This is a genomic window from Psychrobacter glacincola, from assembly GCF_965118485.1.
Taxonomy (GTDB): Bacteria; Pseudomonadota; Gammaproteobacteria; order Pseudomonadales; family Moraxellaceae; genus Psychrobacter; species Psychrobacter glacincola_D.
In genome coordinates, this window is the sequence record NZ_CBCPJH010000002.1 from 1 (window position 1) to 12,718 (window position 12,718).

A 12,718-nucleotide genomic window follows, 5' to 3' on the forward strand; every position below is an offset into this window, starting at 1 on the left:
CTTATTTTAACTATCCGTACAAGGTGACTGAAAACCTATTAATAATGCCATCCACAATACCCTGAACAAATTACTGATAAAAATTTTACTATAAGAATTAAGGAAGTTCTATGCAAATGAAAATTAACAATGACACGTATGAAGTGATTACCAGTCAAGATATCACCAATATCGAAAAAGCCGTGGACAAATCAGCATTAACCATGCCGCTAGTGGCCGTTTATTGTGGCTCACGTTTAGGCAATGATGTCGTATATGAGAAAGCAGCGCGTGAGCTTGGTCAGGCGCTAGCAGACAATGGCATGGGCTTGGTATATGGCGGTGCGAGCATCGGGCTAATGGGCGCTGTCGCTGATGAAGTGATTCAAGGCGGCGCTGAAGCAGTCGGTGTCATTCCAACTTTTATGCTTAAGCACGAAATAGCTCATGAAGGTCTAACGCGTCTACATCTAACGGATACCATGCACACTCGTAAAACGGTCATGGCAGAGTATGCCGATGCGTTTATTACTTTGCCGGGCGGTCTTGGTACTTTAGAAGAAATCATGGAAATCGCTACTTGGCGTCAGCTTTATCAGCACGAAAAACCGATGATTATTTTAAATATTAATGGTTTTTATGACCGTATGATTGAGCATTTGAAATATACTACTGAGCAAGGGTTTATGAAGCAGCAAGACCTTGAGCGTTTGGTAGTCTGTAATACGATTGGTGAGGCGATTGATTTACTACAGACCCTAGTCAAAATAGACGAGGCGGTTAATACAGAAAAGATGGCTGGTAACTAAAAGCAAATATAAAAAAAGGGAAAGAAGGGCTAACGATAAGCCATTCTCTCCCTTTTTTATTTAAAAATTAAAAATAATGCTCTTACATTTCAGTAGTACTCGAATCATTATTTGCATTTAAATCCGCTAATGTTGCCTCGTGAATACCATTAATATCGCAATTAACACCTGCCATCGCTACTGGGAAGCTACGCTGTTTTGCTAAGTCACGAGCGACTGCATGAATGCTCGTACTATCATTGTGTGCCAAATACGCCCACTCATGGGTATAGCGCTGGCGGTTTGCCTGCGTATCCTTATCAATTAAGCCAAGCTCGCTCAGTTCATCAACGATTTGATCCGCTGCTATCAAAGTCGAGGATGCTTTGACGTTTTCAGCACGCGCATAACGAATGTTAGAATATAAGCTTACATCAGCGACCCGCAGCGTATCGTCTTCACCAGGGATTTGCTGACCACCATATAAGGCGTTACCGATAGTACGAGCGCTATGAAAAGTCGGTATAAAATCTGCGACATAATCAATCGCTTGCTGGCTACGCGCTTGCAGCGGCGCTTTGTCCCAGCCATCTTCGATATAGTGTACATATTGCGGCGGCAACTCAGGCTGTGCGCTGTCTTTATTAGAAGCAACCAACCCATCATCGAACAAGGTGATAAATTTACTCATACCATGTATCTGAAAGTAGCCTCCCGGATAAGGTGTTAGTTGTGCCATTCCTTGAGGCGTACCACGATTACCATAGACAATAATCTCTGGTATCTGTCCGCCAGTGTCATTCCAGTGGGTAATATAAGAGGATTTAAACTCGACCATACGGGTAACTTTGACGCCGACCATATCATCAATCACCCCTGTACGAAAACCACAGGCATTGACGAGATAATCGACTTCAATAGATTCGATCTTGCTATTAGATTGCGCTTCAGCAGCTAAACTAGCGCCTTGCTGATAGTCAATACGCCATTTGGTCACATGATGATCAGCGTTTGTGCAGTTCTCACAATCAACCGGCATCACCTGCTTTACTTGAGTATCGGTAAACACGTGCGCATGCTCATAGCCATCTAATGCCAATTGCGCAGAAGCTGCTAAGCGAAAGATATTCCAGCCATATTCTTGTACCACAATTAGTGGGAATTTAACTTTATTTAAGTCCAGATATTTAGCAACGGGTATCACCCACTCGTCAACCGTCGTTGGTACTATAACTTGCTCACGCTCAGACAATTCAAGCAGTTGTTCATGGCTATATAACTGGTAATAATCTTCCGGCTCGCCCAACACTTTATTTTTAGGATCTTGAGCAATCAGCTCGCGATACGCTGCGGTTAATATTTCAAGCCGCGGTAGCAAGTCTGCTGGCAAGCCCTCATCGCGAGTCGGCACGGCAAATACCGTTGGGCGTACATCAATGGTATAAGGATAAAGACGCAAAATATCGATACATTGTTTAAGCAGGGCAACGCAATCTTCGTCAGGAATTTCACGATAGAGGTTGCCACCGGCATGCAAATGGCACATTGGCGGACCATCAATTAGCGATTTATTTTTTTCAAACACATAAGTTTCAAGCCCTAGCGCTGCTAAGCGAATGGCAATAGTTGCCCCTGCTGTACCACCACCGAGGATACCGACGCGTTGAGTTGTAGCTGTTTGCTTAATTGTAAAAGAGTCAGTCATGGTCGTGGTTATATCCTTAATAGCATTTGCATCAAGCGTCACTTGAGATAGTACTTGTTATATTTATGAGATGGCTGATATGTATCGCTTATAGGCATTAATATGCGTGCAGAGGCAGTTAACTTCAATAGTAATAACAATCCGCTATAGTCATATTTATCATTGTGTAGTCGTACTTAACTTTCATGATGTTATTGTACGAAAAACTACAAAGAATAGAATGGCAAATTGGTAAATAGATGCATGAGTTTTGTCAACGAATAGTGTTAGTAATCCACAGCGTAAAGGAACTCTGTTATCTAATTTGTAATATTTATGCACTTTTGTAAACTTATATAAGGATGAGAATAATGGCTATAAATCCTATGCTATATTTAGAATTCGATATGAGGTTTAAGGTATTGGCTTTATTTTAATAAAGTTGAAATCCTAGAATGATAAAAACCCGATAACAACTAATAATCTATGACAACAATGACAAGGAAGTTATTATGAAACATATACTGTTATTATCTGCGCTTAGTGGCATGTTAGCACTTAGTGGTTGCTCTACATTAAATAATATGGTCGGCAATGACGATTCTGGTATGCACGACGTGCAAGCTACCAATAAAAACACTGCACCAGTCATGAGTAAAGGCGGTATGTTGGTCGATTCTAGCAATCATATGACCTTGTATACCTTTGATAAAGATTCAATGAATAAGTCAGAATGTGGTAGCGCTTGTATGCTAGCGTGGCCGGCATTTATGGCACCTAGTAACGCTAAAGCCTCGGGTCAGTTTGCTGCCTTCCAACGTGAAGATGGTAAGTATCAATGGGCAATGAGTGGTAAGCCATTATATTTCTATGCCAACGATACAAAAGTTGGTGATAAAGATGGTGATAATAAACTTGGCGTTTGGCATATCGTGAAAACCGCCAGATAAAGTTCAACAATAACTTTATTTGGATTTAGAAAAGCAGCCATTAAACGGCTGCTTTTTTAATATGCTGTTTTTATTGAAGGTTATTTCTTACTAAAATTTCTGGCAGTATTTTATACTTTTTGAAGTAAGTCAGCGACATAATCCAGTAGAATTATTTTGCTTTACTCTTCGTAGCAGCTTTTTTCTCAATCAATTCACCATCGATCTGAATCGGTACATTGGTGGTAATGCCATCCGCAAAAGCAGTCATGCCATAAGCCGCGCGGTCAATATTACCAGTTGCACGGAAGCCAATAACGGGCTCTTTGGTAAGCGGACTGTTGGCGATTTTATTTAAAGTCACATTTAATGTTAATGGTTTGGTTTGACCAAGCATGGTGAAATCACCCGTTACTTTCGCTTGTTGCGGATTGGTGAATGTCACTTCAGTCGACTTAAAAGTCATAGTAGGATATTTCGCCACATTAAAAAACTCATCCTTTTTTAAATGCGCATCACGTGCATCCCAATTGGTATCTATGCTAGCTGTAGCGATAGTAAAGTTCATATTGGCTTTATTTGGCGCTTTGATATCGTAATTAACCATACCTTTGACGTCATTAAAATGACCCATAGTGGTCGAAAATCCTAAATGATTCACAGAAAACCCGACGCGGGTATGCGAGTCATCTAGCTGCCATTGGGTTGGCAGCGCCGCACTTGCTAATGTCGTTATCGCTAGTGCTGAGCTGATAAGCAGGGCTTTGGCACTATTCTTTATTATCGTATTTTTCATTATATTATCCTGAGTTGAGTATTTATGTTTTAGATGTTCTGATAGGTGAAGCATCAATAATAATTAAGAAAGATTATTAAATTAATCTACAAAAATAATAGCTATTGATTATTTTATCTAACGCGTCATTATACTCAGCTTGTATGTCCACCTCAATAGTACCCATATGCTAGTGACAAATTAGCACTAATAATGCTCAAAACTGCTGCTTGCATCAAACCCCAAAAACCGGTAAAATCTCGGTTTAATTTTCCCGCTGGGGAAAGGCTAAGCGAGCAGAGTTGTGGTATTGGGTGCTGGAATAAGCCAGTGACGCAGTTGCCAGACTGAGAATGTCCTTAGTGCCTCAGTTACGTATGTCATCATTTGCCTAATACATCATTAAAATGTCGTTTTGCAAAGGCGTTATACATACATCGGACATAGAGAGTTTATTATGCGTAAAGATATCCACCCTAATTATCAAGAAGTTTTGTTCCATGACACTAACGCGGACGTGTTCTTTTTAACCCGTTCAACGGTTAAAACCAAAACGACTCGTGAATACGAAGGTACAGAATATCCATACTACCCACTTGATATCTCAAGTGCGTCGCATCCATTCTATACTGGCGAACAACGTAAAACTTCTACTGAAGGTCGTGTTGCAAGCTTCAACAAACGCTTTGGTGCGTTTGGTGGCCGTAAGAAAGCTGCTGATACTGACGCTGCAGAGTAATTCACCCGTATTGTGTGATATTATTAAGAATATAAAAAAACCGCTGACTATTCAGCGGTTTTTTTTGTTCTATTTTTGGCTAATGAGCTAAGTGTTAGAAGAGTCAATCAACTCTGTGATCAGCTCTGATACTTGCTGGGCCCAATAGCCATACATCAGGCTGCTTGGATGAAAGCCGTCACTGGCAAACATCACCTTAATATCGATTGGCGACCCATTAGAGTGCTCAGCGATCATGCGTGGGAAATCCGTGGCCATATAAGTAACGTGGTTATGATTCGCACAGATTTGCTGCAATGTGCTATCAAGAATAGAAGCTTTAGCACCCACAAAGTGACTGAGTGGGGCAGGTATGGCAGGCATTTGTGCCATGGGCGGTAAACTCAAGAAAACCAACTCACGCACGCCAAACTTACGCTGGGCAATGGCAATAATATCCATAATTTGCTGCCGCCATTTATTTACAGCAACACTCGATGTCGTATCATTGACCCCGACACTCAATATCATTACATCGATAGGCTCGTTCGGCGCTGGCATAATATATAGCCTGCGTAAAATATCAAAGCTAGTGTGACCCGTTGTTGCTTGCAGTGACCAATGTAATACCGCAAACTGAGCATGAATGGCTGGCTGCTGTTGTAAGATAGGGATGAGCTTACCAACGAGTGCTTCTTGCTGAGTTTCACTACCAACTCCAGCCGCTGCTGAATCACCGACAATCATAATATTTAGTGCAGGCTTATCCTGCGCCGCTAATTCGTTACTAGCGTGATCCAGTTGCACAGACCCATGTCTTTCTCCATTTGGCTCAGGCAAACGTACGATATCTCGTTTGATTTTGCGACCTTGATAAAGGTACACAGGAGCAAACAATACATCCTTTGCAACAGCGGCTATCTTATTCGGTATTTGTTTATTCGCTACCATCCTGCACGCTCTCTAATCATAGTCAGACTTTCATTTATAAGTAATTTGCCATCAACATAAACCTCACGCAGTAGGTTATCGCTCTCAGCAGCAAGCTCATCAGCTTTAATGGTTTTTAGCTGTCCATTACTGTGTTTGATTAGTGCCAAGCGTCCTTTTTTTGAGCGTTTTGAGCGGCTAGTCACAGGGTCTTTATAGATATCTTTCCATATCCCATCAATAGAGATGGCACTGGCTTTCATCGCCCAGCTCATGGTATCGCGGTTGACTTGTTGCAATAATCCGCCGCCCATACCAAAGGTCACATTATCAGCACTAAAGCCCGCTTTCATGACCACATCGATAATCTTACTTAAGCTTTGTGGGCTGATACCGTCACCTTGAATAACGCGGACATAATCGGGCAGCACTTTATAGCCTTTACTATTAACTGTTGTACCGAATTTTACTGCCAAACGCTCTAATGCTTCACGTACTACTTTAGCTGGATCACCACTATCTGGTCGGATGACTAAGGTGCCGCCCATATTTTTGACATCGTCTTTTAGGCTACCACCCCAAATATTGTCAATAGCATTCCATAAGTCGTAGCTATCAGAGACTACAGAAAAGCTTTTGCCTGCGCCGCCAAACTGTTCAATCATATTGGCAAAGGCGGCAGTTTCACCGTCGCGTCCCCATGCTGTCATGGTGCTATGCTCAGCGGCAGGAATAGAAAAGGCAGGCATGTCCTTATCCATTTGATACCAGCGACTGGCAGCGACCAACGCCGTCATCGAATCGGTACCGGCAAAGTTCACTAAATGTGCAAGACTGCCAAGCGCTACCGATTCTTGACTGGAGGCACCGCGTGAGCCGAAATCATGCAGACGAAAAATGAGCGATTCTGTATTGTCTGCTGATTTCTCTAACGCTTGACGAATGATACCTTTACAATAGTGCGAGACGCTAGCGACCGTTGATGGATACCAAATCGCACGTAATAGCGCCGTTTCAATATAGCTTGGTAACCAATAAAACTCAGGGTCGGTATTGATAATTTGGCAGACCACGTTTGATGCTGGCACGACGCTACCTTCAGTGACTGCTTCGATGCGCAATGGCAAATAACCGCCATGCTTATCGACCAATAGCTCCCAACCAACACGGTTAAAGGTCAAGCCATGCGCTTGAATGACAATTTCGGCTTCATCTATATCTTTATGGGTAATTGGTGTGCTTAGATATTCTTTGATAAAGGCTTGTAGCCCAAAAAACACCACATCGTAATCGCCTTTACGCGCCTCAATATAGCTCGAGAGATACTCACTACCTTTTGGATACTGCACCCAATGTGAGGTTTTATAGCTGTCGCTATTTAGGATTAAATTATTTAAATTACTGGTATACATCACAGAACTCCTCTGCTTTGAGATGCCGCAACGATGGCGGCGAGATGCCTTTACCGTCTATCGGTTTGGGCGTGGAAAAGTGTTAATAATAAATTGGATTATCGTCTAATAAAATTCTACAAGCCGACCATTTTGGTGATAATCGCATAATGATCTTCAAACATCATGGTGGCATCAAGCTCAGCGAGTGGTAACCAAAATGCGGTGGCTGCATCATCGCCACCTTTTACTTTTGGCAAACCTTTTGGGTCGTTTTTTAGCTGAAAGTAAAATGCTTGAGTAATGGTGCGCCCACGTGCCGAGCGATACGGATCGTCAAAGGTGTGTTGACTATGACAAGAGCCACGCAGGACTGGTTCCGGAACTTTAAGACGAGTTTCTTCGCGTAGCTCACGGATACAAGCATCAAATAAGGTCTCTTTTGGATTCAAAAAGCCACCCGGCAAAGCCCACAATCCTTGCCCTGGCATACTGCGGCGCTCTACTAATAAGATATGCCCTGATTGTACGACTAGCGCATCAGCGGTCATAAAAGTAGGTGGATAAGGAGCAGATTCCCACTGTCTTTTATACTTATCAACAAAATCTGCTTCTTCATGCAGCTGCTGATAACCATCGGTTTTTTTGAAATCATTCAGGACTTCGCGCGTTGATTCAGGAGTACGCTCGGGCGTAGGCGTAGCCCCCATCAGATAGCTATCACGAATAGGCGTGGCGGATAAATTATGATAATTGGGAACCGAAACTGAAGCCCAGTTTGGGAACAGGGATAAATAATAAGATGAGCTGTCTTTTGAATGACCAATCAAACCAATATCGGTTTGCAAGTCACCGGTGACAGATTTTACACCCGCTTGCACATACTGCAGCCAGCGCGTGTCATTATAGAGCGCATCATCAAGCCCGACGCAGTGGATACGCGCTGCTTCCTCTGCTGAATAGGCGCCTTTAATCATCGCCGCGCGCTCAGCAACGCTAAATGGATTGCGTAAGCTGCGTGGCAGATTGGCAGAACCGATCAGCATAATGACATTGTCAGCACGCTTTAATGCCTCATCAATAACTGCTTTATGACCACAGTGAAAGGGCTGAAAACGCCCGATAAATACCAAATAACGATAGTGTTTATTATTTTTATCCAAATTTTGCTCGGGTAATTCACTCATAAACGCCAGCTCCTGCTGTACTGCTATAAACGATTAATGGGGATTTTTTAACTATTGGCTATTAGCTAACTATTGATTCAAAATATTATCAATTCGAAATAATTTTATGAGGTCAATACTGACACAGGCCGGAACTGGCTGGCAAGTATAAAGATGTTTATGGGTGTATCTATATTATTAAGCTGAATATCATTCAGCATATTAATATGATTCATGCTTTTTGACTTAAATTCAACTCTATGAAACCAGCTGCTGTCCTTATGAATCTAAGCATTAACCTTTCGCTAAACCTCTTATCGTTTAGCATATTTTTTGCTCATAAGCTTCGGGTTTTCTGTTTTTCCGTCAATATAAATATAAAAAAACTGCCAACAGTCATTTGACCATTGGCAGTTATTATGGCTATATAACTAAAAAATACATAAAAACTAGCTTTCTTTACTAAACTCGTTGAATGACGCGACGGCTTCAGCAGCATACGTCATTGAAGGATCACCACCCATATAGATACATATACCCAGTGTTTCAGCGACTTCTTCTTCGGTTGCGCCGAGCTGCACTAAGGCTTTAGTATGGAAACCGATACAAGCATCACAGCGTGCGCCAACTGCCAATGCTAGGACAATAGGCTCTTTAGTTTTTTTGTTCAATACGCCATCAGCAGTTGCTGCTGCGCCAATTAGGAGTTAAGCTGTGAATCGAGCTTGTGCTAAGTTGATAAAAGTTAGCAGCTTCTCGAATGGTCATGTCACCTTTAATGCTTCGTAACACTTGTTTGCAAAAGTCGATTGAATAGGTCATCGTTTATTTCACTAAATAAATTGGTTATAAATATCGTATCGGTTTTATCTAAGATTGACTATAGCAGCGACGAGCTTGTCGCACAGCAGCCTACCTATCAGGTCGATACACCTCAAGCGTTGGCTGAATTATTATGTGCTTAAATAAAAATCGATGTAAATGATAATCTACTTAAACGGTAAAGAATGACAATAAAAAGGGTTTATCGATATAACGATTGAACTGACCCCCAAATATTGGAAGGTTGGCTTATAACAAGGACTGAGTTCTGTACTTAACAGGGCTTAGTCCTTTTAGTTTCATTTGAATACGCTCATGATTGTAATAATGAATATATTCATGAATCTGTCGTTCTAACTGCTCAATGGTTTTAGGTTTTTCAATATAAATCGTCTCACACTTTAGGGTACCAAAGAACCCCTCCATCAGCGCATTATCCAAGCAATTACCTTTCCTGCTCATACTTTGCTTAATACCATGCTGCTTCAGCACCTGTCCAAACGGTCTCATTTGATAATGCCATCCTTGATCAGAGTGCAGTATTAACTTGTTATCACGGCACGCTTTCGTCTTTGCTAAAGCATCCCCTAGCATCTTGCCAACTAAGTCATAAGTGGGTTTCTTTGAGAGTGTATAACTGACAATCTCATTGTTATAACAATCAAGTATGGGTGACAAATACAGCTTATCATCACCCACCTTAAACTCAGTAATATCGGTCAGCCAGCGCTTGTTCGGTCTATCGGCATTAAACTGGCGCTTTAAATAGTTCTTCGCAATCTTACCTTGTTGTCCTTTATAGGAGCGATACTTCTGACGTCTTATCTTTGCGCTAAGCTTCATGTCATGCATAAGCTTAGTGATGAGCTTATGGTTATGATGACAATCTAGCTGCTTTAATGCAGTCGTGACTCTACGATAACCATACCTGCCTTTATGCTGATGGTAAAGCTCAGTAATACGCTGTTTTAAGTCTGCATATTTGTCTTTAACGTCAAACTGACACCTATGGTAGTAAAAGACACTCTTAGCCATCTTAGCGATGTTTAGCAAAGCAGATAAAGGGTGCTCTTGTCTCAATGCTTCGATGAGTCTTGCTCTTTGCCTGCTTGTTCCTCCGCTTTGAGCAAGGCATCAAGCTTTTTTAGGTAGGCAACCTCTGCACGTAGGTATTCATTCTCACGCTTAAGCTCTGCTAAGGTTTTCTCATCATCTGGTTTGCCTGTAATAAAGGGTTTACTCATGGTGGCTCTACCTTTAGGCTTGGTTATTAGTCCAGACATGCCTTGTTGTCGATATGCTTTGTGCCAGTGGCTAATTAAAGCAGGTGAGCTGATGTTAAATGTCAGTGCAACCTCAGATTGACTTAAACTTTCCTTAAGCATGGTGGTTAGCACTTTGTATTTAAAATCACTGCTGTATTTGGCCTTACTTGTCTTTGGCTTGATCGCATTTATACCACCGCTTTGGTATTGTTTAACCCATTTGAGTACAAACTCTGGGTTGACGCTAAACTTCTTAGCGGTAGCGTGACTACTATGGCCGTGCCGATAGTATGCGATGACTTGCATCTTAAAGTCTAAATCGTAACGCATAAAAATACCCCATAAGTTGTGTCCAACTTATGGGGGTCGGTTCAAGGGAAGCGCTTTTTTATTGAAGACGATGAGATTTATTTGTCGTCTTCTTTAGGACTATTTTTTTGTTGGATAGCATCTTTTTCGATTGCGTCTTCTAGCTCAGCGCCTTCTAATAACGCAAAAGAGGACTCAATGATTCTGTCTGCATCGAGCTGATACTCATACCAGTTGCCCATAACGCCTGCTAATTCATCAAGACCTTCTTTTCTTAAGGCTGAAAATAGCTGAATGCTACAGTTTAAACCCAGTTCTTTCAGTCTTTTACGAGTATTAAGCAGGGCATTTTTTGATGCACCATACTTCAGCTTGTCTGCTTTCGTCAATAAAATATGAACGGGCAGCTCACCATCTTTTGCCCAACGCAGCATTTGCTCATCAAAGAACTTCAAGGGATGACGGATATCAGTCATCAGTACCAGACCGGCAAGGCTAGAGCGCGATACCAAATACTCTTCTAGCTCAACCTGCCATTCTTTCTTCATTTCAATTGGTACGGCGGCATAGCCATAACCTGGCAAATCTACCAAACGTCTGTCGGCATCACCAACATTAAAGAAGTTAATCATCTGCGTACGCCCTGGCGTTTTAGATGATCGTGCCAATTGGCGCTGATTGGTAAGTGCATTGATGGCAGAAGACTTGCCAGCGTTTGAGCGCCCAGCAAATGCGACCTCTAAGCCTATATCGGCAGGACAAAGGCGAAAGGTCGGCGCTGACATCATGAATTCAGTTTGCTGAATGCGCTGACGGGCTTTGGTGTTAAAATCCGCATGCTTAGCGGCGACATCATTGAACGGGGTACTCATAAATGACTCATTACGGTTAAAATTAGATACTTGAAATTTAGATGAAATAGTGAAAATATTTGCAATGGCTTAGCTACTATTGTAGCCTCTTTGACAGCTAGCAACCGGAAAGCAGTTTTTCATAAAATAAGGGGTTTAAATTAACGACTATTCTATACTATTAATGTGCTTAGTTATTGAAATAACGGCTATTAGCCACATATTAATTATAGCAATACTATTAAATAAAGCAGTCCTTAGCGACTACTTGTCGCTTTACCAAACGCTTGTTAACAAAGTCAAACCATATTTATATATATTAACCCGACATATATTGTTACAATCTCTATCAGAATAGGTTCACTCGCAGACGCTAATGCACAGAAGCAATGAAGCAAACGTCTGGATGAATGAGCTAATGGAGGTGTATTATGTTAGTAACAACCAGAAATTTTGCTAAAGGTAATCGTTCATCAACCAGTCGCTTTTTAGCCAGTACTATCAGCGCAGTTGTCTTCAGTATCGCTATGGTCACTGGAGCAGGCGCAGCTGACATTGCAGCCACCTATACCGAATCTTGTGCAGCCTGTCATGATAGCGGTGCTTTGAATGCCGTCAAGAAAGGGGATAGTGCTAAGTGGCAACAGCTCATCAAGCAAAAGGGCATGCCCGCACTTATTAGTTCAGTCAAAAATGGCATGATTCAGATGCCAGCGGGTGGGTTGTGCGAAGATTGTAGCAATGACGATTACCGCAAGCTTATCGAATATATGAGCAAGTAGGCAGCTAAATAATGATTTATTAAAATTATAGAAGTTCGATTAGTCCTAAACTACAGCAGATAAATAAAGCGCAAGAGTCTAAACTCTTTTGCGCTTTTTGTCTTTTGTAAACAAGAGACTGAGTCTGTGAGTAGAAAAACTATCCAATACTACGATTAAGTAGGCAAATAGTAAAAAGTCTTGCTATAATAATCCAAAATAAACCCTGATATTAGTAAGTACTTTCGGGCTGCTTGTGATAAAGATGAGAAAATATTTGGCTTAGACCTTAATAGCCCTAACATTGTGGCTTGGTAAATATGACCCGTCCGAATAATGCAATCACTCTA

Annotated in this window: 13 protein-coding genes; 4 read left to right on the forward strand and 9 right to left on the reverse strand. The window is 41.6% G+C overall.

Annotated elements, in window-relative coordinates; genetic code table 11:
* Positions 1-110 precede the first annotated feature (110 nt).
* Positions 111-788: a TIGR00730 family Rossman fold protein gene (locus tag ACMHKH_RS00890; protein WP_413518804.1), complete on the forward strand. Its 678-nt coding sequence runs from the start codon at positions 111-113 to the stop codon at positions 786-788.
* Positions 789-870: 82 nt separating this feature from the next.
* Here the strand turns inward: ACMHKH_RS00890 and ACMHKH_RS00895 are convergent, their stop codons facing one another.
* A complete protein-coding gene (locus ACMHKH_RS00895; protein WP_413518805.1) occupies positions 871-2,472 on the reverse strand; it encodes an FAD-dependent oxidoreductase in 1,602 nt (533 codons plus the stop codon).
* Between the two features lie 491 nt (positions 2,473-2,963).
* Here ACMHKH_RS00895 and ACMHKH_RS00900 point away from each other — a divergent pair, with 491 nt between their 5' ends.
* The gene (locus ACMHKH_RS00900; RefSeq protein WP_413518806.1) at positions 2,964-3,401 is read left to right on the forward strand and encodes a hypothetical protein; all 438 of its coding nucleotides are present in this window, start codon (positions 2,964-2,966) and stop codon (positions 3,399-3,401) included.
* Between the two features lie 151 nt (positions 3,402-3,552).
* Here the strand turns inward: ACMHKH_RS00900 and ACMHKH_RS00905 are convergent, their stop codons facing one another.
* Positions 3,553-4,176, reverse strand: coding sequence for a YceI family protein (locus ACMHKH_RS00905; protein ID WP_413518807.1), 624 nt, complete (start codon positions 4,174-4,176; stop codon positions 3,553-3,555).
* A 436-nt stretch (positions 4,177-4,612) separates the two neighbouring features.
* On the opposite strand from ACMHKH_RS00905, the gene ACMHKH_RS00910 reads away from it, so the two are divergent.
* Positions 4,613-4,894 carry a type B 50S ribosomal protein L31 gene (locus ACMHKH_RS00910; protein ID WP_201546507.1) on the forward strand — a complete coding sequence of 94 codons (282 nt, stop codon included), beginning with the start codon at positions 4,613-4,615 and terminating at the stop codon, positions 4,892-4,894.
* An 87-nt stretch (positions 4,895-4,981) separates the two neighbouring features.
* On the opposite strand, the gene ACMHKH_RS00915 is transcribed toward ACMHKH_RS00910, so the two are convergent.
* The 7 genes from ACMHKH_RS00915 to yihA form a co-directional block, all read right to left on the reverse strand.
* Positions 4,982-5,824: an SGNH/GDSL hydrolase family protein gene (locus ACMHKH_RS00915; RefSeq protein WP_413518808.1), complete on the reverse strand. Its 843-nt coding sequence runs from the start codon at positions 5,822-5,824 to the stop codon at positions 4,982-4,984.
* Entirely contained in the window at positions 5,818-7,215 is a 1,398-nt protein-coding gene (locus ACMHKH_RS00920) for a nicotinate phosphoribosyltransferase (RefSeq protein ID WP_413518809.1), read from the reverse strand. The genes ACMHKH_RS00915 and ACMHKH_RS00920 overlap by 7 nt, the downstream gene beginning before the upstream one ends.
* Before the next feature lie 116 nt (positions 7,216-7,331).
* Positions 7,332-8,381, reverse strand: a complete 1,050-nt coding sequence (locus tag ACMHKH_RS00925) for a bifunctional nicotinamide-nucleotide adenylyltransferase/Nudix hydroxylase (protein ID WP_413518810.1) — start codon at positions 8,379-8,381, stop codon at positions 7,332-7,334.
* 428 nt (positions 8,382-8,809) lie between these two features.
* Positions 8,810-9,031, reverse strand: a complete 222-nt coding sequence (locus tag ACMHKH_RS00930; RefSeq protein ID WP_413518811.1) for a carboxymuconolactone decarboxylase family protein — start codon at positions 9,029-9,031, stop codon at positions 8,810-8,812.
* 400 nt (positions 9,032-9,431) lie between these two features.
* The gene (locus tag ACMHKH_RS00935) at positions 9,432-10,262 is read right to left on the reverse strand and encodes an IS3 family transposase (RefSeq protein WP_413518812.1); all 831 of its coding nucleotides are present in this window, start codon (positions 10,260-10,262) and stop codon (positions 9,432-9,434) included.
* Positions 10,259-10,777 (reverse strand): helix-turn-helix domain-containing protein, encoded by a 519-nt coding sequence (locus ACMHKH_RS00940; protein ID WP_413518813.1) that lies wholly within the window; start codon positions 10,775-10,777, stop codon positions 10,259-10,261. The genes ACMHKH_RS00935 and ACMHKH_RS00940 overlap by 4 nt, the downstream gene beginning before the upstream one ends.
* A 77-nt stretch (positions 10,778-10,854) precedes the next feature.
* Positions 10,855-11,628, reverse strand: coding sequence for a ribosome biogenesis GTP-binding protein YihA/YsxC (yihA, locus tag ACMHKH_RS00945; protein ID WP_413518814.1), 774 nt, complete (start codon positions 11,626-11,628; stop codon positions 10,855-10,857).
* A gap of 410 nt (positions 11,629-12,038) precedes the next feature.
* Here yihA and ACMHKH_RS00950 point away from each other — a divergent pair, with 410 nt between their 5' ends.
* The gene (locus ACMHKH_RS00950; RefSeq protein ID WP_413518815.1) at positions 12,039-12,389 is read left to right on the forward strand and encodes a c-type cytochrome; all 351 of its coding nucleotides are present in this window, start codon (positions 12,039-12,041) and stop codon (positions 12,387-12,389) included.
* Positions 12,390-12,718 lie beyond the last annotated feature (329 nt).